The organism is Agrobacterium sp. DKPNP3, from assembly GCF_052686535.1.
In genome coordinates, this window is record NZ_JBQYSN010000011.1 from 41,534 (window position 1) to 64,838 (window position 23,305).

30 protein-coding genes are annotated in these 23,305 nt (G+C 50.7%); 15 read left to right on the forward strand and 15 right to left on the reverse strand.

Going from position 1 to position 23,305, the window contains the following annotated elements:
* Positions 1–121: 121 nt before the first annotated feature.
* A complete protein-coding gene (locus tag ACUTJJ_RS05160) occupies positions 122–1,285 on the reverse strand; it encodes a M20 aminoacylase family protein (protein ID WP_445541493.1) in 1,164 nt (387 codons plus the stop codon).
* A gap of 268 nt (positions 1,286–1,553) precedes the next feature.
* On the opposite strand from ACUTJJ_RS05160, the gene ACUTJJ_RS05165 reads away from it, so the two are divergent.
* Together ACUTJJ_RS05165 and ACUTJJ_RS05170 are read left to right on the forward strand one after the other, a co-directional pair.
* Positions 1,554–1,703: a hypothetical protein gene (locus tag ACUTJJ_RS05165; protein WP_445541494.1), complete on the forward strand. Its 150-nt coding sequence runs from the start codon at positions 1,554–1,556 to the stop codon at positions 1,701–1,703.
* Complete coding sequence (locus ACUTJJ_RS05170) at positions 1,700–2,038, forward strand: DUF2958 domain-containing protein (protein ID WP_445541495.1); 339 nt, start codon at positions 1,700–1,702, stop codon at positions 2,036–2,038. Before ACUTJJ_RS05165 ends, ACUTJJ_RS05170 begins: the two co-directional genes overlap by 4 nt.
* Positions 2,039–2,764: 726 nt before the next feature.
* Here the strand turns inward: ACUTJJ_RS05170 and ACUTJJ_RS05175 are convergent.
* From ACUTJJ_RS05175 to ACUTJJ_RS05215, 9 genes are all read right to left on the reverse strand, one after another.
* Entirely contained in the window at positions 2,765–3,115 is a 351-nt protein-coding gene (locus ACUTJJ_RS05175) for a hypothetical protein (RefSeq protein WP_445541496.1), read from the reverse strand.
* 32 nt (positions 3,116–3,147) lie between these two features.
* Positions 3,148–3,381, reverse strand: coding sequence for a hypothetical protein (locus ACUTJJ_RS05180; protein WP_445541497.1), 234 nt, complete (start codon positions 3,379–3,381; stop codon positions 3,148–3,150).
* A complete protein-coding gene (locus ACUTJJ_RS05185; protein WP_445541498.1) occupies positions 3,378–3,797 on the reverse strand; it encodes a hypothetical protein in 420 nt (139 codons plus the stop codon). Before ACUTJJ_RS05185 ends, ACUTJJ_RS05180 begins: the two co-directional genes overlap by 4 nt.
* Complete coding sequence (locus ACUTJJ_RS05190; protein WP_445541499.1) at positions 3,797–4,282, reverse strand: hypothetical protein; 486 nt, start codon at positions 4,280–4,282, stop codon at positions 3,797–3,799. The genes ACUTJJ_RS05185 and ACUTJJ_RS05190 overlap by 1 nt, the downstream gene beginning before the upstream one ends.
* A complete protein-coding gene (locus ACUTJJ_RS05195; protein WP_445541500.1) occupies positions 4,279–4,566 on the reverse strand; it encodes a hypothetical protein in 288 nt (95 codons plus the stop codon). The genes ACUTJJ_RS05190 and ACUTJJ_RS05195 overlap by 4 nt, the downstream gene beginning before the upstream one ends.
* Before the next feature lie 124 nt (positions 4,567–4,690).
* Positions 4,691–5,338 (reverse strand): hypothetical protein, encoded by a 648-nt coding sequence (locus ACUTJJ_RS05200; RefSeq protein WP_445541501.1) that lies wholly within the window; start codon positions 5,336–5,338, stop codon positions 4,691–4,693.
* Between the two features lie 682 nt (positions 5,339–6,020).
* Positions 6,021–6,326 carry a hypothetical protein gene (locus ACUTJJ_RS05205; RefSeq protein ID WP_445541502.1) on the reverse strand — a complete coding sequence of 102 codons (306 nt, stop codon included), beginning with the start codon at positions 6,324–6,326 and terminating at the stop codon, positions 6,021–6,023.
* Positions 6,327–6,600: 274 nt separating this feature from the next.
* A complete protein-coding gene (locus ACUTJJ_RS05210; RefSeq protein ID WP_445541503.1) occupies positions 6,601–7,335 on the reverse strand; it encodes a hypothetical protein in 735 nt (244 codons plus the stop codon).
* Positions 7,332–8,168, reverse strand: coding sequence for a hypothetical protein (locus ACUTJJ_RS05215; protein WP_445541504.1), 837 nt, complete (start codon positions 8,166–8,168; stop codon positions 7,332–7,334). The genes ACUTJJ_RS05210 and ACUTJJ_RS05215 overlap by 4 nt, the downstream gene beginning before the upstream one ends.
* 594 nt (positions 8,169–8,762) lie before the next feature.
* On the opposite strand from ACUTJJ_RS05215, the gene ACUTJJ_RS05220 reads away from it, so the two are divergent.
* From ACUTJJ_RS05220 to ACUTJJ_RS05230, 3 genes are all read left to right on the forward strand, one after another.
* Complete coding sequence (locus tag ACUTJJ_RS05220; protein WP_445541505.1) at positions 8,763–9,251, forward strand: hypothetical protein; 489 nt, start codon at positions 8,763–8,765, stop codon at positions 9,249–9,251.
* Between the two features lie 114 nt (positions 9,252–9,365).
* Positions 9,366–9,818, forward strand: a complete 453-nt coding sequence (locus ACUTJJ_RS05225; RefSeq protein ID WP_445541506.1) for a lysozyme — start codon at positions 9,366–9,368, stop codon at positions 9,816–9,818.
* Complete coding sequence (locus ACUTJJ_RS05230) at positions 9,815–10,129, forward strand: endodeoxyribonuclease (RefSeq protein ID WP_445541507.1); 315 nt, start codon at positions 9,815–9,817, stop codon at positions 10,127–10,129. Before ACUTJJ_RS05225 ends, ACUTJJ_RS05230 begins: the two co-directional genes overlap by 4 nt.
* Positions 10,130–10,154: 25 nt before the next feature.
* On the opposite strand, the gene ACUTJJ_RS05235 is transcribed toward ACUTJJ_RS05230, so the two are convergent.
* On the reverse strand, positions 10,155–10,895 hold the full coding sequence (locus tag ACUTJJ_RS05235) for a hypothetical protein (protein WP_445541508.1): 741 nt from the start codon (positions 10,893–10,895) through the stop codon (positions 10,155–10,157).
* Between the two features lie 598 nt (positions 10,896–11,493).
* On the opposite strand from ACUTJJ_RS05235, the gene ACUTJJ_RS05240 reads away from it, so the two are divergent.
* The 7 genes from ACUTJJ_RS05240 (at position 11,494) to ACUTJJ_RS05270 (ending at position 16,890) form a co-directional block, all read left to right on the forward strand.
* On the forward strand, positions 11,494–11,874 hold the full coding sequence (locus tag ACUTJJ_RS05240; protein WP_445541509.1) for a hypothetical protein: 381 nt from the start codon (positions 11,494–11,496) through the stop codon (positions 11,872–11,874).
* The gene (locus ACUTJJ_RS05245) at positions 11,871–12,185 is read left to right on the forward strand and encodes a hypothetical protein (protein ID WP_445541510.1); all 315 of its coding nucleotides are present in this window, start codon (positions 11,871–11,873) and stop codon (positions 12,183–12,185) included. Before ACUTJJ_RS05240 ends, ACUTJJ_RS05245 begins: the two co-directional genes overlap by 4 nt.
* Positions 12,186–12,258: 73 nt before the next feature.
* Positions 12,259–13,434 carry a hypothetical protein gene (locus ACUTJJ_RS05250; RefSeq protein ID WP_445541511.1) on the forward strand — a complete coding sequence of 392 codons (1,176 nt, stop codon included), beginning with the start codon at positions 12,259–12,261 and terminating at the stop codon, positions 13,432–13,434.
* A 124-nt stretch (positions 13,435–13,558) separates the two neighbouring features.
* Positions 13,559–14,236: a hypothetical protein gene (locus tag ACUTJJ_RS05255; RefSeq protein ID WP_445541512.1), complete on the forward strand. Its 678-nt coding sequence runs from the start codon at positions 13,559–13,561 to the stop codon at positions 14,234–14,236.
* 179 nt (positions 14,237–14,415) lie between these two features.
* A complete protein-coding gene (locus ACUTJJ_RS05260; protein ID WP_445541513.1) occupies positions 14,416–15,051 on the forward strand; it encodes a recombinase family protein in 636 nt (211 codons plus the stop codon).
* 166 nt (positions 15,052–15,217) lie between these two features.
* A complete protein-coding gene (locus ACUTJJ_RS05265; protein WP_445541514.1) occupies positions 15,218–16,381 on the forward strand; it encodes a hypothetical protein in 1,164 nt (387 codons plus the stop codon).
* Positions 16,382–16,503: 122 nt separating this feature from the next.
* On the forward strand, positions 16,504–16,890 hold the full coding sequence (locus tag ACUTJJ_RS05270; protein ID WP_445541515.1) for a hypothetical protein: 387 nt from the start codon (positions 16,504–16,506) through the stop codon (positions 16,888–16,890).
* A 54-nt stretch (positions 16,891–16,944) separates the two neighbouring features.
* Here ACUTJJ_RS05270 and ACUTJJ_RS05275 read toward each other — a convergent pair whose 3' ends face one another.
* From ACUTJJ_RS05275 to ACUTJJ_RS05290, 4 genes are all read right to left on the reverse strand, one after another.
* Entirely contained in the window at positions 16,945–17,415 is a 471-nt protein-coding gene (locus ACUTJJ_RS05275; RefSeq protein ID WP_445541516.1) for a hypothetical protein, read from the reverse strand.
* A gap of 13 nt (positions 17,416–17,428) precedes the next feature.
* Positions 17,429–17,815: a hypothetical protein gene (locus ACUTJJ_RS05280; RefSeq protein WP_445541517.1), complete on the reverse strand. Its 387-nt coding sequence runs from the start codon at positions 17,813–17,815 to the stop codon at positions 17,429–17,431.
* Between the two features lie 511 nt (positions 17,816–18,326).
* Entirely contained in the window at positions 18,327–18,770 is a 444-nt protein-coding gene (locus ACUTJJ_RS05285; protein WP_445541518.1) for a DUF5681 domain-containing protein, read from the reverse strand.
* Entirely contained in the window at positions 18,754–19,044 is a 291-nt protein-coding gene (locus tag ACUTJJ_RS05290) for a hypothetical protein (RefSeq protein WP_445541519.1), read from the reverse strand. Before ACUTJJ_RS05290 ends, ACUTJJ_RS05285 begins: the two co-directional genes overlap by 17 nt.
* 151 nt (positions 19,045–19,195) lie before the next feature.
* Here ACUTJJ_RS05290 and ACUTJJ_RS05295 point away from each other — a divergent pair, with 151 nt between their 5' ends.
* The 3 genes from ACUTJJ_RS05295 to ACUTJJ_RS05305 all read left to right on the forward strand — a co-directional run bounded on the left by ACUTJJ_RS05295 (position 19,196) and on the right by ACUTJJ_RS05305 (position 23,262).
* The gene (locus ACUTJJ_RS05295; protein WP_445541520.1) at positions 19,196–20,635 is read left to right on the forward strand and encodes a terminase large subunit domain-containing protein; all 1,440 of its coding nucleotides are present in this window, start codon (positions 19,196–19,198) and stop codon (positions 20,633–20,635) included.
* A gap of 59 nt (positions 20,636–20,694) precedes the next feature.
* Positions 20,695–22,932, forward strand: coding sequence for a portal protein (locus ACUTJJ_RS05300; RefSeq protein ID WP_445541521.1), 2,238 nt, complete (start codon positions 20,695–20,697; stop codon positions 22,930–22,932).
* A 78-nt stretch (positions 22,933–23,010) separates the two neighbouring features.
* Positions 23,011–23,262 (forward strand): hypothetical protein, encoded by a 252-nt coding sequence (locus tag ACUTJJ_RS05305; protein WP_445541522.1) that lies wholly within the window; start codon positions 23,011–23,013, stop codon positions 23,260–23,262.
* Positions 23,263–23,305: the final 43 nt, after the last annotated feature.

Below are 23,305 nucleotides of genomic sequence, written 5' to 3' on the forward strand. Positions count from 1 at the left end.
AAACCCACTGGCATCACCAGCATCGCTTGGGTGGCGCGATCTGGCTCGCCTGCCAATCGAACCTCAACTTAAACTGCGGCTGAGGTTCGTACTATCTCGCGCTCGGCGTCCTCCAGCCCAATCAGGCCGCAAGCCGTTGCTCGGCAAGTTTGACCCAATAGGAGATACCGTAAGCGATCGCGTCGTCGTTGAAATCATAGCCGGGATTGTGGAGGCCCGCTGAGTCGCCGTTGCCGATGAAGATGAAGCAACCGGGGCGTTCTTTCAGCATGAAGGAAAAATCTTCGCCTGCCATGGACGGATCGACATCGGGATCGACGTTGCGCTCACCGGCCACGTCCCGAGCGACGGCGATGGCGTGATCTGTCTCTTCGGAATGGTTGAACGTCACCGGGCAATAGCGCTCATAGAGGACGTCCGCTTCCGCGCCATTGGCAAGCGCAATGCCTTCCGCCATCTGCTTGATGCGCTCCTGCGCCAGATCGCGCACCGTTTCGTCAAGACTGCGGACCGTGCCGGCAATCACCGCCTCGTTGGGAATGATGTTATGGCTGGAGCCCGCGTGAAACCGGGTGACGGAGACGACAACCGAGCGGATGGGGTCGGCGTTGCGTGAGGCGATCATTTGCAGGTTGCCGACGATCTGCGCGCCGATGGTGATTGGATCGATGGTCCGGTGAGGCTGGGCAGCATGGCCGCCGCGGCCCTTGACGGTGATCGAAAACTTATCAGGTGCGGCCATGATGCCGCCCTTGCGGATGGCAAAGGTACCCAGCGGAATGCCCGGCATATTGTGCATGCCATACACTTCGTTGATGCCGAAGCGGTCCACCAGGCCATCTTCGACCATGGCGAGCGCGCCGGCGCCGCCTTCTTCCGCCGGCTGAAAAATGACAGCGATCGAGCCTGCAAAATTGCGGGTCTCGGTGAGGTATTTCGCTGCGCCGAGAAGCATCGCGGTGTGGCCGTCGTGGCCGCAGGCGTGCATGGCGCCGGGCGTTTTCGATGCCCAGGCTTTGCCGGTTTCCTCGACGATGGGCAGCGCGTCCATATCTGCCCGAAAGCCGATCGTGCGGTTGCCTGTAAGATTGCCCCTGATGATTCCGACCACACCTGTGCGCCCGATCCCGGTCACGATTTCGTCAACGCCAAAGGACTTCAGCTTCTCCGCAACGAAGGCCGCGGTGTTCTCGACGTCATACAAAATCTCGGGATTTTCATGCAGGTGATGCCGCCATTCGCTGACTTCCTGCTGGAGTTCGGCGGCTCTGTTCAAAATCGGCATTCGTTCATTCCTGGGTTCATCGGTACGGCGTGTCGTAAAACTCCATCCTCCGTGGTGGATAGTGCGCCGCATAATTGACGTAATCAATGTACTTGCAAGATACTAACTTTACAACATAAACAGACCCGCGCTAAGCCGTTGCATCGATTGACTTTTCTTTTCATTTGTTACCGCGAAAAGATTTGATCTGCAAAGCAATCTTTGCTCGCCCTGATAATCAAACGGCTTTAACTCTGAGTTGTAAATGCAACCTATAGGAGTTAAGAGAATGGGTTTTCGGGTTTGGGGCAAGATTGATGGTGCTCAGTTTGATCAGACGTTTTCAAGCGTAGCCGAGTGGCGTGCAGAGCGCAAACTGATCGAGCGCATTGCTGCGATCGTCGTCATGGGAATGGCTAGCGTTGAGGTGACAGCGTGAGTGTTCTGCTTACACCTGAACTCCGCGCAAAACTCCTGCAAAACAACGCAACAGCGCGTGACACAGATTTGATACCGGTTGTGAAATGGTTCGCACCTTGGGGTGCTGCAACATGGCTGCTCACGGAAATGGAGCAGGATGGTGATACCTGCTTTGGCCTGTGTGATCTTGGCCTTGGTGAGCCAGAACTAGGCTATGTGAGCCTGCGCGAAGTGATGTTCGTTGAAGGCCCGTATGGGCTGAAGATCGAGCGGGATGAACATTTCAATCCCACGAAGCCACTGTCCGAATATGCCAGCGCTGCGCGTCGTGAGCGCAAGGTAGTCGAGATCTAGTTGTCGTTATCGCAGGGCAGTTTGGCCGGATCAACGTCGGCCAAACGCTTCAACAGGTCATTGAAGGCATCGTCGGTTTGTACGGTTCTAGACGAAGCGGGCTTTGCGGCCTGCTTTATCTGGTCGTGACGCAAATATCGGGTTAAGCGATATGGCTGATCTGGCATTAAATTGTCCCTATGTTCCCCACCGCAAAAACATGTCGAGACTATTTAGGTTCCGCTGAAATAGGGACCAAAGTCCTAAGCCGTTGCAAACATGAGTGGAAATGTTCAATTTCGGCTTGTTGCGAACTCGATCCAACGAGTGCCGAGCAACAACAGAGTGTTCCAGCCCGTATACGCTACATAGCAGAGCGCTAGGCCGCTGAACAAAGCCCCCGCTGTATGATCCTGCATTTCAACTACAGTGTAGATCGCGTAGACAACGATCCTTTCGATGCCGGTCATCACGACAAGCCCAACGCATTTCAAGCACTCGATTAATACGGCCATTTTGTTTTCCCTTTGAAATTGCGCGGAGCATGTTTCCAGCGCTGCTAAAGGGCAAGACAAACCCTCCCGACCGTATTTCATGTCGAGAGGGCTACAGGAGGAAACAGCAGGTATATGAGCAAAACTGCTGCGAATTATTTATGCTCGCGTCGTCGGAAATGACTACGGAGAGAACTGATTGTTCTCCCCGCCGAGCAGCCAAACGGTTGTTGTTTTTCTTATCCGTCTGCACTTATTTAGTTGAGATCGCCTCGATGTTGCGCAGCAATCGCGAGAATTGCGTGTTCAGCGCTGCCTCTAACGCGTGTGCGTCAACGTTTGCTTCCCGGCCCAGATCGCGCTGTGTGAGCGCCTGTGTGTCTTTGCGGGCTAGTTCTCTAGCAGCGGCTATACCCGCGTCTGCTCGCTGCATCAGGTGGGCTTGAACTGTCGCATCACGCTGCAAGGCCAGGATTGTTTGCGTCTGGATTTTGAGATCGTTTTGCGCCTGCTTGAGTTCGACCTGTGCCGTGCGAAGGGTGGCCTTATTTGTTTCGTTGCGCTGGTAGAGAAACACGCAAGCGACGACGAGCGCTGCTATCAACAGCAGCACCCATTTGCTTGGCAGAAGCCCCTTTAGCATGAGCCTCGAATGGTTTCGGCCTCTCGCTCCGCTTTCTCTTGGGCAGTAGCCCACTTGGCCCAAAGCATTTCGAACATTTCTTTGTAGTGGCGCTGAAACTCGCCCCCTTTGTCAGCGAGTTCCTGATAGCCCCACATTGCCCTTCGCCCAACGATCTCGTCGTGATCCGCTTTGATCGCCGACCAAATACGGTCGCTTATTCCTTCCGGTCGAACTAATATCGTCATGCAGCACCTCCATCGTAGGAAAGTTTCGCGACGATGAAGCGTTGACCATCTGCGAATGCCGCAAGCATATGTTTGACTTCGCTCATGTGGGCGTATGTAAAATCACAATACTCTTTCGCCCCAACATCATCGTAGTTCTGGTAGAAGGCCGATTTCTGTTGAGGTGAAATAGCATAGCGCCGCACGATTTCAGCGAGGCTGTGCCAGTGTTGCGCATCAGGTCTGTTTGTGTAGGTGTTCAGGAAGTCGGCTTTAATCGCAATGTTGCTGATTATGTCGCTGTTGAAGGTCGCGAATGTGAGCATCAGGTGGATGCGAGAGGTCGCGTTTTGGTTTCTGATGATTTGTTCGTAATCTCGATCCTTCTTTGATGGACCAAAGAGATTTTCGAACGCGGGCCAAATAGATTTAATCATCACAGCACCTGCCCATTTTCATCGACAAACTCGATTGAACCACAGCCCTTGAGTTTGAAACCGCTGCTGGAAAGTAAGTCGATAAGTTTGACCAACTGACGCGCTTGCGCCTCGCTGACATCGCCGCGATGGGCAATCTTGTCCTCATACAGTTCTTTGACGAATTCGTACCATGTCTGCGCAGCACGCTTGGTGCTGCTCTTTGCGCTGGCACTCGAATGCATGATCGTGATGTCGGCTTGTGCGCCTACAACGAAATGCTGCAACTCTCCGAGCAGTAGACCTAGCCAATTTTTATAAGACTTCTTGATCGTCATGAACGCCGATGAAACGTTCAATTTCGGCTTACGTGTGTAGGGGATGCGTACTGTTGATTTCGCCTTGAGGTCCGCAATTGGATCAAGTGCGACATGATCTGGATGCGTCTTGATGACGACCTGCACGACTTCGAAAATGTCTTCAAATGTGTTCGTTGAAATGCTCATCTTAGGTTGCCTCCCAAGTGAGTTGTTGTAATTCGGTCCGCGGAAATTTGTTGATCTGAAATCTTATTGCCGTGGAGCATTTGCAGACGAGCCCATGCGTCGTCTTGTTCTTTCTTTTTTCGTTCATCAAGAACTTCGTTGACTGCGTTTTTTATCTCTGACTTGAGAACTGCCTGTGTGCGGCTTTCAGCCGTTGCTCGAAAATGATTGAGCGCCTTTTCGATTGCGTTCTGTGCGTCGATCAGAGCGCGTTTAAGGTCTTCGTTTTCAGTTTTGTTATTCATTATTTCCTCCATGAAAAAACCCACACGCCGTTGTCGGAAAGCGTGTGGGTCCATCAAGAAAGAAGATTTAAACACCACGTCGCCACTCGAAACACATCGAGTTTCCGACAACGCTGCGTTCGTTTTATTTATGCTCTGACGTTCCAAGAGCGGCCTTTGCTTCTCGGACTTTTGCCCAACGCTGACGCGCTGCTTCGGCCATACGCGCCTTGTGTTCCCCCGATTTGGGCTTGTCTTTGAGTTTGGCAGCGCGGGCCGCTACGACTTCGGCATCCTGCTTCACGCCAACTTTCTTGGCTCGGATTTTGCCTTTTGTTTCATCGCTCATCTTCTTGCCGCGACGAGCATTGCCGATAGCGGCTTTGGCCTTATCCGAGTGTTTATCGCCCTTGATGAAGCGGGAGTTTAGTTTGCTATCTTCGCGATTGAGAAATGCGACTGTCTCGGCGTTCATGTTTTTGGAGTTGAGCGCTTCACGGTTCTTCCATGTGATGACGTAGCCATACGTGCTTCGCATGAAGTCGTCGTACTCGCCACTTCGCATCTTGTTTTCCATTCGCTTCCAGCGCGAGGGTGTGATCTTGGAAAGCAACTCATCAAATGTAAGCGTGAACGTTACACCGCGATTTTCTTGATATCTTTTTGAACGACCGAATTGAGCCATCAACTTATCTGTGACGGCTGCTTTAATCTCAGCCTCATCTTCTTTTTCGAGGATGCGATTGAATACGTCTTGCGCAGATATTTTATTGTCGGGTTGAATATGTTTCATTGAAATCTCCATCTATTATATCGAAGCGTTCTCTCACCGCGCTTCTGTCTCTATTTATGATAGATGACCTAAACCTATGTTATTATTCATGATTATGCCGGAACTAGAATTTTGAGAGAGCAGTTCCGGCAAGTGGGCATGGAGATTATGACCGCCGCTGTGGTCGTTGATATTTATCGCATGATGGGGATTTGAGCGTCAGTCGAGTAGTAGGTGACCTAGAGCCATTATAATATAAATGAGTAGGACGAAGTAATAAAACACAAAGAACATCTATATCATAGATATAGAAGTCCTCTGGGCTATATCACTCCGCACTTCATATGCGGCTTCACGCATCGCTTCGCGTTTTTCGTTGGCACTCAAACCCGCTTACTCTGCTACTCGCAATCGCTGTCGCTCGTTCCCATTTGGGGAACTCCACTTTGCTGCTAGCGGCATAGCCATTGCTTTTGGTCGCTCCGCTCCACTTCGTGATGTTTGTGGTCGCTCCGCTCCTCGGCTTCCAGTGAGTTTGAGTGAGTGCCGGTTTTTGGGCAACATCGTTTTGCTTCACTTTACGAGAAGCCTAGAAACGCAAAAAGCCCCGGTGACATTTCTGTCAGCCGGGGCCTCTTTGATGAAGTCAGTCAATTCGATTTAAGGCTCACCTAAAATCCGAACGTTGTTGTTCCTTCCTTTTTCAAGGATAGAAGAGCGACAAGTCAGCGATAATACCTGCTGCAACACGATCAATTATCGCGAGGTCGAACGCCGCAACCTCTGCACCCGTTGGATGCAGGTGTACGTTGCAGAATTTGTAACTGCCATCAGGCAACTGCATAAGTAGCAGAGTGACAAGCGGTGTTTTCGCAAACCCAATTGTAGCGTATCCGTTAGTTAACTGAAACGCGACCAATAGACCATTTGGATCAGGGTACGACCTAATCGAGCCTACGATTCCGGCCAAAGCCGGGATCGCAAAGATACTTGTTTTTATATTCTGCATTGAAACTTCCTTATTATGCAGAACTAACGCCACCAACCGCGAGCAGTTGGTTCCAAGTTGGACGCCTTTGTTGAACTCAGCAATTTGCTGACTTGGTGCACCGTGCGACGATTCGAAGTCTAAGTGCCTGTCCCTCATAAGGATGAGTTCCTACCACGGTGCTGTGTGCCTGCGCTTCCCAGCGTGGGCTTGACTGACTTCTTCTTTTTCAACATGTCGTTCGCTTCACAACAAACGGCGTGAGAAAAGTCCCGAATAAGTCGGGACTTTCCATTCACCAGTTGAATTTCGGTTTAAAGTCCCACCTGTCGATATGCGTGTAAGGCAGATCGAGACTGTGTTCGACGTACCAGAGATACGGCAGGATCTTGAGTGTGTCGCGGTGAGGCCAGTTGTTGAAGTCCCACTTCGACCGAAATTGCAGCCGCCATGGAAAGCGACGAGCAAAATCATGCGATGTCCTGATACTCGGAAAGTCACATTTAACCGGCACATCTGGGAGAGCCAGCGGGTCTTGCAGGTAGAACCTGTCGTCTTCCGTGAGTGTCTGGCTAAAAAAGCGCAGGTACCGAACCTCGATCATCTCACGACGAAACTCGTTGCGGAGGCGATTTCTCGCCGCTCTCAATCTCTCCTCGGACATCCATGTTTGTTTGCGCAGCTGCGCAAACTCACGAATGATCCGTTGCAAGTTGATGACCACGTGATAGCCGCTGAAAACGTTCTTGCGTAGATACGCTGGGCAAACGTCTTCTGGCTTTCTCAGTTGACCGTAATCCATCAGAAGTTGACAACAGAGGCGATCTATTGCCTCAAGTTCATCACCATCGAAGATATGATCAAACTCGTCTTCCCTGACGGGTTGTCCAGCCAAGAGCCGACCTCGCAGACCATGCAGCCTGTTCAATCGTAGTTGCTCTTTGACGCGTTTGTTGAAGGGGCTAACGAACATAGAAGAAGAGGCGGAATAAACCGCCCCTCTGTTTTTGCCTCTACCAAACCGCATCATGCCGCCTCTTGGATCGCAGCATCGCTGCCATCGTTCAAAGATTTGACCTGCTTGTTGATCACCCGATAAAGGGCATCGCCTTCAAGTCCACTATTGAAGAGGATTGAAAGTTCGCCGTTCTCGATGTGAACGATCACAGCAGCATACCCGTTGCTGACGTGGAGCAACTTCAGAGCGTCGTCGCCAACTTTGAATTTGGCAACTGGCTCGAAAACGCTCACGGCAGTCTGTGCTTCCTCGGTCCAAATGGTTGTCTTGCGACGCGCACCTTTTTGCTGGACTGTATCAGCGGCAACGATATCGCTGATGCGTGGTTTAACACCTTTCTCGAAGCCTTCGATCGGGATGCAATCGTCACCCGTCAGAATATCGACCACTTTGTCATGGCCGATCCCGTTGCTGACGAAGAAGCGGATGACGCTTGCGTACTTTTCAAAAGAGCGATTACGCGCCCATTTCTTTTTTACGCTGCCATCTGCGTTCTTGACCGGCTTACCAGTGGTGGAGTTCGTCACGTCACGCCACGTACCATCGATGATGCTCATCATAGGTAGGTAAACGTTCGGATTCTTACCCTTCCACTTCTCATTGTCCAGATTTACCGGCTCGATGCCATGCTTGACGCATTCGGCATCGATTGCGGAAGTGACCTGCTCGATATTGAGGTAGGCTTCGCCCATTTCAACAAAAGAAGCGACCATCTTGGCCATAGACTTGCGGCTACGGGCCTCGGCGGCGTTCATCGCAACGATGGCTTCTTTTGCCTGCTGCAAAAGGGAATTTGCATTCGCAACAACGAATGCGGTTGTAGAGGTATTCTTTACTGGAGACATTTGCGCGTTCCTTCCGCTCTCCCCACCAGCACCATGCCAGTGGGCCTTGGAAGCAGACTTGCTCTGTATGAGCGCGGTCCTGAGTGCCCCAAGTTTGGCGCCCGCTTCGAATGACAAATGTCATCCGAACCCGCCTCCGATGCGCCTCAACGCAAAACGTTGAGGGTCGTGCCGATTTGAACGGCATACCCCAGACGGTGGAATGCTCGCGCGAATGTCAATTTTCAAAGAACAGTCGATTGATTTCTCAATCAGACATGGGCGTTCTACCATGGAATTTGGTTTCGTCAACAAAAAAATACAGTATAAATTCATTTAATTCTTCACTGCTGAGTGAGCGTTGAGAAATTAACATCAAATTTGGAATTTTATTATAATTTTATCTATTCAATACTTCACTCAAAGTGAAGGCTGCGCAGCTACGTTCGCTGTCGCTCTCTCCGCAAATCAAAAAGGCCGTTTTTGATGCTGTTTGAGCGCGATATGCAGCGATGTAGATAAATAAGTGTACGGAACATGAGAGCAAAGTGATCCGTAACAGCCTGATTCTAATGGTATTTTTAGGTTGCGATAATAAGCCCAACGGCAATACGCTTGGGCAATACAGAAGGAACAATCATGGGACAAAATCTAACTCAAACCGCGTCATTCGCTGAGATTGAAATGGTTCTCAATATGGGGATCGAGCAACGCAATTATTGCATAATCGACGGTTATGTGGGTAGCGAACAAATCATCAAACTGGATTTGCAGAATGTTGATGGGGGCTTAAATCTCACACCGCTCCAAATGATGGATGTGATCAAAGCCTGCGTCGAACCAGCGCTGCCCGCGACACACATGTTGTTCGAACTTTTCACAGAAGTCGGTGGTCGACCCTTGACCGATCTGAGCGTTGAGCAAAAATGCCTGCTGCTCGAACTTGAAATGATGTGTGTCAAAAAGTCATTCGTGCGCATCCTAATCAATGTTGGAACGGCAAACGTTTACTCAGGGGCATCCACGTTCGCATTCATTGGGTTTCCTGATGCGGCTGACGCACAAATCTTCAAACTGTCTTCTTACCATCTGGACGCATTTTAAAATCTGATAGCGCAGCTTCACTCACAAGTTGACTCAGTAAGGCCCGTTCGAAAGAGCGCGCTTTTTCAATGGTGGGTCAAAACGTAAGAGGTTCAACGTCGGCTTAAATAGTCGATGTTGAACAAGGCATCCATTGATCTCATCAAGTCCTTCGAAGGCTTGAAACTCACCGCATACCTTTGCCCCGCTAACGTGCCGACGATTGGCTATGGCACCACGAAGGGTCTGACACGGGCCGATGTAGGTCGGAAGACGATCACCGAGGCAGAAGCAACACGTTTGCTTGTCGAGGACGTGGCCCGATTTGAGAAGGCCGTAGACGAACTGGTGAAGGTCAAATTGACCGAGAACCAGCGCGGCGCTCTGGTGTCGTGGACGTACAATCTCGGAGAAGCCAAGCTTGCCGGTTCTCCACTACTCGGCTTCATCAATGCTAAGGCCAATACAGCCGACATTGAGAGGTCGTGGCTCAAATGGAATAAGGCCAGGGTGAAAGGTGTGCTCAAGCCGCTTGCTGGTCTTACGAGGCGTCGTCAGGCCGAAATTGCCCTCTGGAAAAAGCCATGAGGAACAGGTTCGAACAGAAGGTCGCAAAGACCCTTGGACCCGAATACGCTTATGAGGCGCTACGGCTCACATACACGGTCCAAAAGAAATACCTGCCCGACTTCATCGACGTTGAGGCGAAGAAGATTGTTGAAGCGAAAGGCCGTTTCACAGCCGAAGACCGATCCAAGCACAAGGCTATCAAAGCGCAGCACCCGGATTGGGACGTGACCATCGTTTTCCAGAATGCGCAGCAGACGATCACCAAGATAAGCAAGACCACCTACGCCGACTGGTGCGACGCCAACGGGATCAAATGGCAGCAACTCTGAGTTAGGCCGAGGTTGCCGCTAAAGATCAACGAAAGGGGTTGTCGCGACGCAAGATCATGCGCTGCATGTCTTTTGGTACAGTGACTATGAATGCTGCTTGAATTTCATGGCAAACATCGGTGCCCTGTGCTTTAGCATCCTGATAGTTTTTCGAATTTCTTTTATAATACTTGCCCTGACGGGCAGTCGTTGCGTTATATCCCCGGCTGCTTAAAGCGGCGCCGAATTGTGCATCGTCAATAGCCAGATAATCGCAATTCTTCTCAACATAATCGACTGCGGCAACCGCATATTCGCTGTAATACGAGTTGTCTGAGGCCGCTATCTTTTTTTGAACGTCTTCTTTCGTGCCAAACCACAGTTTGACCTTCTTAACTGCTGTGCCGCCCCCGCAGCCAGTGTAAGTGCCTTCCATTCCGACATTTTCGTCGTACATTTCGGTAAAAGTAAAATTACAACCAAGTCCGACCTGTATACGTTTTCCATTGCCCACGAAATCCGTGTCAACTATTTTTAGGCTATTGTCCGAGAAAACTCCCTTGACCTTTACTGATGCATCTCTACCAACGTAATCGACGATTGCGGTAAATTCACCGCCTTGGCTAAATTTTACTTCCCTGCCAATCATCTTTACGTGTGGCGTCTCTCCGTGGAATCCGTTTTTCTCCATCAAGGCGATAATTTCTTCGTCGGGCGCAGTAGCGCTTGCCAAAGTCGCGGATGACGTAAATGCAAAGGCCAACAAGATTCTCGCAAAGATGCTCATTTTTCCCCTCAACAAGATTAACGGCTCGAATAATGAAAAAGATTTCTCACTGATATACTGCTGCGATACATGAGCAGAAAAATACTACCAGAGCAAGAGGTGAATGAATTAGGCTCATGGCTTGTTCAACTGCTCAACCTGTCTCCATGAGCACGAAGACTTGCAAGCGAAAGAGTGGGAGGTCTGGCGAGCGCAACGAAGTCGCAATGGTGTCTTTTTACCAGCCCGATACCACCGCTACCGCACGTCGGATCGATGTGAGGTCTGGCAATGCGTTTCCGCCGTGGACTAAGTAGATCGTGAGCGCGTAAATGGTGAAGACCATGCGCTGCGATATTTCTAACTGGAAACCTCGTCCCTTTGAGTAGATCCATTTCATCGGGTGCCTCGATTTGTTGTCGGTGCGGCAGTTATGATCTGCGAACAGTTGTTTCGTACACCTCGTCGCTGGAATGGCAAGCGTACTATATATAGTATTAACACTTGTTGGTCGCCAAACCACGCATGGCCGATCTTAGAAGCACCAAACTGCTCGATCCCGTTAAATAATCGAGCAGAACTCTCAATCGGATGGGTTCGATTTTAAGGGCAACCCATCATGTTTGAAACACTCACCGCGCTTCTCGCGGCTATCGGAATTAACCCCGCACACTTCTTCGCTGGCCTAGCCGGTGCAATCGTTCGCATCGCCATCCAAGGTAAAAAGTTCACATTCGAAGTGGTCAGCGGCGCATTCGCAGGATCGCTATGCGCGGTCTATTTGGCCCCGCTGGTCGCACGATGGCTTGGCCTCGATCTGCTGGATGCAGCGGCGAATAGCGGGCTTGCGTTCGTACTCGGCATGATCGGGCTATCAATCGCTGAGGGTCTTGTTCGTGTAGCGCAGCGTTGGGCAGCAAATCCTAAACTCCCAAAGGTCGGCATACTCGCTGATGCAAGAGATGCGCTCGACATGTCCAAGGACAAGGACGATCAATGACGCACACGATCAACGTCAGCGTGGACTACAATACGATCATAACTGATGCCCTCGCAGTCATCTTTGCGTTCTATCCAAGCGGTGAGCCGATAGGGGATATGATCACTTTGGAAGACTATCAGGACGACGCACAATTCACGCTGCTCTATGAGTTCCTTGTCGCCTCACATGTCCGCGCATTAATCTGCCGCACTAGCGACAACACGATCAATTGCCGAGTTGTAAAGGCGTACTGGCTCGGCGAGCAATCATATGCAGAGGTTGAGTTTGCCAGCAAAGCAGACGCGATGCTATTCAAACTTGCCTGTTGAAGCCGTTGCAAAACGGTTGACTTAGAAGAAACTTACGCAACTACTGTGCGAAGTTTGCAGCGACTGGTGTGTTATGGCTTTTAGAGAGAAAACAACATTTGTTATCGGTGCTGGAGCGAGCGCTGAGTTTGGCTTGCCGATAGGGACCGGCCTCGCTGCGGAGATCAAAAAGACGGCAATGATCGAGGCCTATGATCGCGAAAACCTAAGTCAAAATGTGTTGCGGGAACTACTATACACTCGATGCACGGTCGGAGCGGACCAAGTCGCGGCGGAGAAGGCGCTTAAGGACATCCACGAGGGTATTCAAACGGCGGTTAGTATAGATGCCTTCATCCACCGCCACGCAGCAGACGAGAATATCTCGTATTGGGGCAAGGTCCTGATCGCGCTTGAGGTTCTTAAGGCAGAACGTTACTCGACGCTCTCTCCTGATATTTGGAAAAATTTTGCGGTAGATCCGAACCTTGTGCTTGGTGACGAGAAACGGCGTTTGGTTAACCCCGACTACACGTGGATAGGCCACTTCTTTAGAATTCTCTCAGACGGCGTGGCAGACTATAGTGATCTTGGTAAAAACATCACCATCATCTGCTTCAATTACGATCGTTGTATAGAGGTCTATCTGGCTGAAACAATTTCGGATGCCTATCGAATCCCAATAGACATCAGCCTGAGGCTCGTAAACGCAAATATCAGAATAGTTCATCCATACGGCTATCTAGGCGAACTCGCATTAGTTTCCGGAAGCCCCGGCAGAGATAGGCTCGGTTTCGGCGTGGGCTCTGGGCAGCCTGACCAGATTTCGAAGATTGCGGAGAACATCCACACGTACACGGAGCAGGCCCACGACGCTGGCAAAGTGTGGAGCATCCATGAAGCCGTCAACGACTGCAAAAATCTAATTTTCCTTGGGTTTGGCTTTAACAATCAAAACTTGGACCTGCTTCGGGTAAAACCCACATTTAACGGAAGCGCTCAACCAAAAAACATCTATGCTACGGGTTTCGGCCTTTATCCCCAGATCACAGAAACACTTACTCGACGCATTCTAGATTTGTTCATGGACGAGCCCGAACACCGGGGGTGGCTGAGCCACGTCCACTTAGAGTTCGGTGTTGGCTGTGGGGAATTGTTTCGCATTCATGACATGAATTTCAGCGCCTTTATTCAACGGTATATTCGTTTTGAACAGCAGATGCGCGGTATGGTTTCGAAGGTCGAACGATACCCGCCACCAATTAGATAATTCAACATAAAGCCAAAATATGGAGCAACAATTGGTCCGCGACGATAATTCATACGGCCAAGTTGTAGGTCGAAAAGCCACTATTATAGGGACAGTAATTCTAGTGGTCCTCGGCTTGATCGTAATGCGCGTTGTTCAACTGGATGCAGTGGGCGATCTCCAATGCGTCGAGGGTCCGATTCTGCTGAAACGGCTGACCGACTGCGCAGGCCTTTCAAACTTGGGCGATTTCCTTGCGGGCGTTTTCGCGCCTTTAGCATTCGTCGGCTTAGCCGCGACCTATATTTTGCAGCGCGAGCAACTTCGTCTTGCGATTGAGGACAGCAACAGAAACCAAGAAGCACGCGTAAAGGAAGCGGCTCTAAACTACGCCAGCATTCAGGCAAATCATCAACTCGCGCTTTACGACAAACGAAAGTTCGTTTTCGATAGATTGGTGGCTGCAAGCGAGGGGTTCATGACTACCGTCACTGACGAGATGTTGACTGAACTGAAACTCGCTCTCTACGACGCACAGTTCGTCTACCCGGACGAGGTCTATAAGTGGATTATAGAGTTGCTCAACAAATCTGTGAGCCTGCGGATCAAGTCGGCATTCATAAAAGTAAATGAACCAAAGCGCGGTCGTCCATCTTGGTCTGTCGATGACGAAAACTTGTTACTGACTTATTATGATGAAGAGACCGATCTGCGGATTTTCTTATACGAGAATCTTCGCGAAACTCCGCTCTACGAACGGTTTAAGCCATACTTGAAACTGCCTAATAGTATCGACGTGGGTTGCCAAAAATCAACTTCATAACAAAAAAAATTGTCAACTGTCATCCAGCCAACAGCACCAATAAACTGGAATAATTTCCAGAGACAGGCAATGTTAAGCCGTTGCGATCAAAGGGCAAGCCTATCAATGTGTTTGCCCTTTACGTTTTTCGGCAGCATTACAGTCAACAGTAATTGATTGTAATGGAGCGAATACAACCGATGCAACCACAGCAGTTTGTCGCGTACTATCGTGTCTCAACGCAGCGCCAGGGCGAAAGCGGATTGGGACTTGAAGCGCAGCGCAAAGCCGTTGCGGATTATGCCGCAGCAAAGGGAACTGTCGTTGCGGAGTTCACCGAGATCGAGAGCGGTGGCAAGTTCCACAGACCTCAACTGGATGCCGCACTGGCCCACGCAAAGACGAACAATGCCACGCTGGTCATTGCAAAGATGGATCGCCTGTCACGTAACGCGCACTTGGTCAGTTGCCTGTTAGAGAGCGGCGTGAACTTCATCGCATGTGACAACGAACATGCAACTCCGATGCTCATTCGTATCCTTGCAGCGGTGGCACAAGAAGAACGGGAGCAGATCGGCAAGCGGGTAAAATCGGCGTTACAGGCGGCCAAGGATCGTGGCGTTAAATTGGGTGGTGTTCAGCCTAGCCTACGCAAGCAGATCGATGAGTTTGACCAGCGCATTCACAAAGACATACAGAGCATCATGGAGTGCGGTCATATTTCCGCTACTGCTATTGCAAAGGCATTAAACGAACGCGCCATTGAGTCTCGGAAGGGCGGTAAATGGCAAGCCGTACAGGTTCAACGGCTGCTCAAGCGGATGGCTGCCCAATAGGGTGCATATCCCCCCCTTTGGCGCGCAAAAAACCTTATATGCGTGAAAACCGTTTGATATGATTTTGACAAACATTTCAGAGGATAGCCAACCCCCAATACTTAAGCGCACTTTCATTTTACTCTCGCATCGGTAAAATCCGATTCTATCACAAGTGGAGGAAAACATGGCGCGACGACCAAAGGAAGGTGACAAGGCGGTTGTGGAGGAAACGGTTTCGAAGACGGATGCCGAACTAAAGCGTCGTCGTTCTCAGCGCTCGTTCCCCGCCGCGACATTCGATGAGCCGCTAGATTTCGCAAAGTCAGTTTTTCGTATCGGCGGTGGTCTGCCTGTTAAGCGGTTAACACTGTTTGATCAACTCGGTAAATCTCCTGAGAGCGGCGCTTCGCGCCAGATGATTATCAATGCCGGAAAGTACGGACTGACAAAGGGCGGCGTGGCGGCTGATAACATCGAACTAACCACAGACGGGCTAAAGATCGTTGACGATCATTCCAGCCAAAGAGATAAAATACTTGCGCAGGTTAGACTCGCCATTGAGCAAGTTGAGCCATTTCAGAAATTATACGAACGGTTCGTCGGCAACAAACTACCTGCACACGCGGTACTCATCGATGCAGCCAAGGATTTAGGGATAGACGGCAGTCACGCACCTGAGGCTGTGGATACATTCATCGTCAATCTTCGTTTCGTGGGACTGTTGAAGACGCTCTCAGGTGCAGAGCGGATCGTGCCCCTCGACATGCTGTTGTCAGAAGCGCCCGCGACTTCCGCATCGTCTTCCATAAAGCCAGCAATTACCGCTGGAACAAGTGTGGTGACATCAGATCACGCTCAATTCGAAAGTACATGCTTCTATATTGCCCCGATTGGCGAAGACGGTTCTGAAACGCGAAAACACTCTGACCTCTTTCTCGGGACGATTATCGAGCCTGCGCTGGAGCCGTTTAGGCTTACAGTGGTGCGGGCGGACGCTATTGATCAGCCTGGAGTGATCACGAGACAGATCATTGACTACATAATGCGGTCGCGTCTCGTCATCGCGGACCTGTCGTTTCACAATCCCAACGTCTTCTATGAACTGGCTTTGCGACACGCAGTTAAACTGCCAATCGTACAGGTGATCAGAAGTTTTGAGAAAGTACCCTTCGACGTCAACCAAATGCGTACGATCCACATCGATACAAGCGATATCTACTCTTTCGCCCCGCGAATAGAATCTTATCGGTCAGAGGTCGCCAATCAGGTTAGGCGCGCTTTAGAGCCGGATCACGTAGTAGACACGCCCATCTCGATTTATTTTCCAAGTATGACCGTTTCACTTTGATGGAGACTACTTAAAAAGATTGCGTCGTGTTTCAAATCTTCGCTCGCCCTTTGATCCTACTGGAAACAGGAAGAGAGCAGCAGAGTAATTATGCGCTGCTGTAGATCGAAGGAACAAACGCAATGGCAGACGCACTGGACACCCTGAAAGCAGCAGCAACGACGGGCCGCGTAGGTGGCAATAATCCCCTGGACATTTTCTTCAACAAACTGGATGCGCAGGTCGCTTACGTTGCAGATGTCAAAGAGGGCAAGGCCATCAACAGCCGGTCGCTGTGGTTCCGCAAAGATGGTCCCGGTTACATCGTCCGTATTGGTCGCAATGCTTTCGAAATCGCTGGCAGCAAACTGTTCCGCGCTGCTGATCTTGATGGGGTGGTGACGATCCTGAACGCAGCAAAGGACGCGATCAAGGCTGACACCAAATTGCAGGATGCGATTGCTATTCACAGCATGGAGCGTAGCGAACGTTTGAAGGCCGGTCGCGCAAAGGGCAAAGCGAAGAAGTAAACAGTAGTCAATTTGCGCAAGTGGACTTGGCCTCGGCATTGCTGCCGAGGCCAATCATGATTCACTTAGGACACCTGCTTCGGAGAGGCGCTTTTTTGCGGCTGTAATGACGGCTTCATCAAATTGTTCTGGATGGCGTAGAGCGACGGCCTCGAAAGTGAGTTCAGGCATGCCGCGCTCGATAAGCATGAAGAACCCTTCGGAGGGCTTAGGTTTCATGATCAATGATTTGATGGCCTCCAGTTCACCGACCTCCTTAATTTTTGGCCTTGTCCGATTTAGACGGGTTGTTCTGCTACGCTCGGTAGACAGGGAATCCTCAAGAGCAAAAATGCTTTTCCAGACATCATAAGCAAGGGTTCCTGGCTTTTCCGACGGCAAGATAGCGTATCGCTTCAAGTCCGCAGCCAAGGCTATCTCGGGTTGGCCTAGCCTTCGCGCATTAATGGCAATCTGGCGCAACTTTTCTGGATCGTTAGTGGCTTCGATCATCTTCATCGCTCGTTCGATGTCATCTCTATTCATCGCGATCCTCACTTTATGATACTGGAAGAGACTGTATAAACTGAGATAAACGTTCCGCCTCACGGCCAGTTAAGTCTGCGGGTAGTTCGAACTGAATTTGAAGACCGGGGCGAAGGTGGAAACTGTGGCGAAGGCTTTCAACGTTTTCTGGGGTATTCAGCACCGGATCGCTTGGGTTCTCCAATGCTTCAATCGCTGAAACTATGCGCTCAACGTGTTGCGTGCCGACATTCGCGTTCTTTTTCATCAAATTATGGAGGAATGTGCCGCTAATTTTAAGTTTGTCACCAAGCGCTTGGTAGGACATTCCCGTGGTATCTTTGATTTTAGCCAGACGTGAAATAGTTTTGGCATTCAAAGGCCCGTTGGGGCCGTCTTGGAACTCAGTTGGATCGAACATCCTCTCTGTCTCCTCTATTCAGGATGACATAGAGATACATCAGTTTATGTTAGTTGTCAACTATCATTCACTAGAATATCACTGTCGATCTTTTATCTTCACTGGCCGCCACACGATCCGTTCCGGCACTCGGTCGAAGCCATCCGGTTCCAAATTGATCTCACATGCGCCGGGGTCGCACTGCTGGCACCTGAATTTGATTGTCCGATAATCTCTATGCCTGCCGTAGACTTTGGATAGATCGCTTGCAAAAGCCTTGGCCTGTCGCTTGCATTGTTTGCAAGTTGCGACAACCATCATGCGTTTCTCACTGGCATATCCAAGGCTTCTATCGGGCATGAGGCAAAATAGAACGCAACGAGAACATTCGCAACTGGATTCATGCGCAGCACTAGCGCTGCCCTATTGCCAGACCATGCCTCAGAGCAGTCAAGGAAGCGCGCGACGGGTAGGGCGCAAACGAACTGCTGCGGCAGCAAACCCGCTAGCGGAAGAGCCTCCTAAGGACTTTTTACTCCTGCTTGTCATACTCGATCACTTCGTATTCACTGAGTTCGAGCGGGAGTTCTCTTGCCTTTGCCAGACGGGTTAGCAAGTCGCTGTGGGTTACTGCAACATCGATCTCTTGTTTGGATGCTGCCTTGCTTAGAACATATGAAAGCATTGTCTCAATCGCTTTCACGCTCGACGCCTCGTTGTTTCCGTTCAAGGCAATATCCTCAAGTCGCTCGATCAGGTTCGGCAACTTGGAACGGATCGACGCCTTCAGCGCAGGATCGTCAACAGGTCGGCCCTTTGGATTTCCAGACTGACCTTTCTGAAACCCACCACGCTTGCGGCCTTCAATCTGCTTTTCAGTCATCGGGTATTTTCGCCCGCTTGGGCTTGTCGTCATCGGAGTGTTGCCCTCGATAAGTTTCTGCTCCGGTGGCACTTTCTTAAATTTGCGGGTCATTTGTAGTTCTCTCAATTTTTCTGCCGCCTACCTCGCGCACGAAACGGGCCGCGTATGTGTCGTCAACGAATTCCACCTCAAAGCCGTCTTCATCAATCTCGTAGATATCGAAATCCGCCTTCGGGATTTTCGTCTCAATCCAGCCTCCGTATTTGCGCTCGACAAATGCTTTCGTGGCTTCCAGCGCTGTGATTTTCGGATTGCTGACGATGATGTCTTCGATTGCTGTGCGTCGGTAATATCCGGGCAGGTCAACACGTAGCGTTGTTGCCATAGCGATTTCCTCTGTTTGTTAGGGTCTCCGCTATTTAACCAAAAACGCCTCAAATCAGGTGGTAATGACGCTTGAACCCGGTCCAAAATGGCCGGGTTTTTCGTTGCCACAAATAAATACTCATACAACTTACAATACCCGAAAGGACTGTATGAGTAACTATAAGAGGCCGTCCAAGGTCCAATTCACACCGCAACAGAAAGCGGTCATTGCCGCTTCAATAGGTATCTGGCGAACAGACATTGTTGCCTTTGCCGACGAACTGTTCGGCATCAAACTCACGCCTAAGCAGACAGAGATCGTAACAGCGTTCCGAGACAACAAACTCATCACCATTCGTGGCGGTGCTGGCTTCGGCAAGACGATGAGCATGGCGATCTTGCTCTGGTGGGCAATCATCACATTCGATGAAGTGCAAGTAACCGTCTTCGGCCCAAATGAAGCGCAGTTGAAGGGCGCGTTCTGGAACGAGGTGCTTTCCCTGCATACGCGCATGGACCCGATCATCGCTGATTTCTACGAGGCGACGGCCACAAAGGTTGAGCGCAAGAACGCATCAGCGAACTGCTTTGCCGAGTTTCGTCTGGCGAACAAAGACAATCCCGCTGGTGCGCGTGGTATTCACAAGCGCAATAACTTTCTCATCGTTGACGAGGCCACGGGTGTAGATCGCGATCTGTTCACCGACGCCTTCATGAACGTGATGAGCGATCCAAATCCAAAACTCTGCTTGGTCAGTAACCCGGATAAGATCGACAGTTTCTTTTACGACACCTTCTACGATGAGAACGTAAGCCCGAATTGGGTGAAGATACACGGCACCATGCGCGACGGTCCTTTTATGACCGACGCCAAGTACGAAGAAATCGCCCACAACTACGGCGGGGTCACCAGTCGCAAATATCGCGTTATGGCGCTGGGTGAATTTCCCACCAGCGACACAGACAGCCTTATCAGCAAGGAACTGATCGAAGCGGCGGTCAACAACACCGACGCAATTCCAAGCCCTGAGAAGAAAAAGTATTGGGGTCTTGATCCATCGGGGAAGGGCAAAGACAAAACCGTTCTCATGCGACGCCATGACAGCGTGGCAAGCATTCTTCGACAGTGGGACCAACTTGATACGGTGCAACTGGCAGAAGCCGTACTAGACGAGTACCAAAAGACACTGATCCATGATCGACCGGCCAGCATTTGCGTTGACGTTATCGGTATCGGCGCTGGTGTTGCAGACGCAATGGCGCGTCTTGGACTGCCCGTAACGAGGGTCACGGTTAGCAACAAACCCACGCGCAAGCCCAACCTCTATTACAATCTGCGTGATCAGTTGTGGGTCGAATGTCGCAACTGGTTTGCCGATGGAAACAAGTGCATTCCGAACGATCCGAACTTGATCGCAGAACTGCTTTCGCCACAGTTCGAAGAATTTCCCAAGTACAAAATCGAAGCGAAGAAAGACATGAGAAAGCGCTTGAAGCGTTCTCCTGACTACGCCGATGCGCTTTGCTTGACATTTTACCATAGCGAAACTGTTGGAGACAACACGTTTACAAGCCGACTGACTTACGAAAACGACTTCATGTACGAGTAAAACCGGCAATTCCAATAAATACAAATAGGTATTTCATGAAGTAATTTTCGAAAGTTGCAATGGCGAAACAAAAAGACATCAAAAACCTCTATGAAGCACATGGCGCTTTTAAAACATTCAAAACCAACGACACTGACGAAGCCCGACGCATAAACAGCGAAATATCGCAAAGCGTTTCTGACTGCATCAGTTTTGCAAATTCCACCCTGCAACAGCAGTGGGAAACGAACCTAAAGCAGTACATGCGTGCGCCGATGGCTGGCGACGAGAAGATCAAACGCCGTTCGAAATTTGTCAGCAATGACGTTCAGGAGCGCGTTGACTGGTTCACAAGCCAGACAGTCAGCATCTTCGAATCTCAGAAATCCGTCGTCACCTTCTCGCCCAACACCCTCGATGACCACGATAAGCAACTAGCAGAGCAACAGAACAAAGTTCTCAATTTCGTGTTGCGGGACAAAAACTCGCATGTTGCGACGATCACGCCTTGGTTCAAGAACTCCGCACTGTACGGCCTTGGCATCGTCAACGTGAGTTTCGATGAGGAAACCATAGAAGGCCGCTTAGAGGTTCTTCAAGCCGTTACCGACGAGCAGTTGGTTGATCTTCTGGATCAGCGCGAAGCCGGTTCGATGATCGTTTACGAGGCCGGCCCTGATTATCAGCAGGAACTTCCAGACGAATTGATGTCGCAGTTGGCACCCCTTGCGCAGCAGCAGGGATTGAACCCGGAAGCGCTCTTAGAGCAGGCAAAGCAAATGCTGCCTATGGTGCGCGATATTCCAATCCGCCGCATTAAGAAAACCCCCAGGTTCAAATTTACCGTAGTGGCAGTTGAGGATTTCATCGTTTCCAGAGATGCGGATTTTTGTCCTGAAACTGGCGGCGTCAACGCGCATGTTCAAGGTCATCGCGCGTACACGACCAAGCAAGAGTTGATCCAACGAGGCTTCAACAAGGAACTCGTCAACAGCATTTCCTATGCCAGTGAGAAAACCGATGGTGTCGCGCTGGAACGCTCTAGCATTGCCAACTTTGATCAAGGCCGCAGTCGCCGCAAGAACGATGTCAACGTGTACGAGATTTACACGTGCATGGCCCTGCATGACGAAGACACGCCGCGCTATTACCGCTTTACGCTGGCAGGCGATATCAACAACGATCCTGTCCTGTTGGGCTATGAAGAAACGTCTCGTTTCTTCCCATATGCGGCTCTCGTCCCATATCCGGTTCCCAATACCTTGTTTGGTCAGGGCGTAGCGGATCGCGTTTCCAACGAGCAGATTCAGATTTCAAAACTGACCCGCGCACAGATCGACAACATCCATAAGGTTCTCGATCCGACCCGCGTTATCAATCCCGCTGTGACCAACATCAACGATGCGATGAACCCGCAGGTTGGCAACACCATCCGAAGCGAAGACCCGCAAGCCGGTGTATCGTTTATCCAGACACCATTCGTGGCTCAGAATGCGGCCCCGATGATCGACGCGCTACGCACGCAGCAGGATGCAGCAACCGGCGTAGGCGCTAACATGGTTTCGCTAAGTGCGTCGGATCTAGCCGACGTGACGGCGACCGGTGTTAAGGAGCGCAAGAACTCGCAGCAGATGCTGATCGAGCATGTCTGCTACCAGTTCGCCAACACAGGCTATCGCTATCTTGCGAAGTGCATCATCGACCTTTGCGTGAACAAGCCAGACCTTGCGCAGCGTTACATTCAGAAACTCACCGACATGTTTGAGCCATTCACGATTGATGAGTGGGATGCAGACTTGGACGTATCGACCAACGTCGAATTCGGCCTGATGGACAAGGAGTACAAGAACCAGACGTTGATGAACGTGCTGAACTTGCAGATGCAGGCAATGCAGGTCAACGCGGCTACTCCGCAAAACATCTATTCCACGTTGGTCGATATCACCGAGAACTTGGGTCTACAGGACGTAGGCAACAAATTCACTGATCCGCAGACCGTTCCACCGGCGCCACCACAGCCGACCGAAGCGCAGGTTATCGCGCAGTCCGAGCAATTGAAGGCCGACTTGAAGGCCAAGGCAGACGCAGCCGAGCGCGAATTTGAGTGGAACAAGTTGCGCGTGGAGAACGATCTTGCCCGCGACCGCATGGCTCAAGACCTCGAATTGAAGAAGGCCGAGATCGAGGCGAAGTATCGCGCTCAGGTCGATATCGCACGCATTCAATCCGAACAGCAGCGAACCCGCAATGACGTGGATTACGCGATGATGCAGGCCGAAAACGCGTCTGCAATGCAGATGCAGCGTGCGCAGGCCTAGCAAGCAATGATGGCTCAACAGGCCGCAGCGCAGCAGGCTCCAATGCAGCCACAGGAGCCACAAATTTAAGGGGGAGAAATGACGAAACAGGAAATTATCGAGCGTGGCCGACTGGCCCATTCTCTACGCGAGTCCCACGCATACAAGACCATCAAAGACGCCATCCAGCGTGAGATTTTCGAGGCGTTCAAGAACACGTCTCAGATGAAGGCCGAACAGGTCGCGGATTTGCATTCGCAAGCCCGTAGCATCGGACTGATGGACAAATTCATCAACACCTACATCGATCTGGCCGTGCATGAGCAAGTCAGCGATGAAGACGAAGCATAATAAATAAGCGTTATCGCATAAATAAATTAGACAACAATTAGTT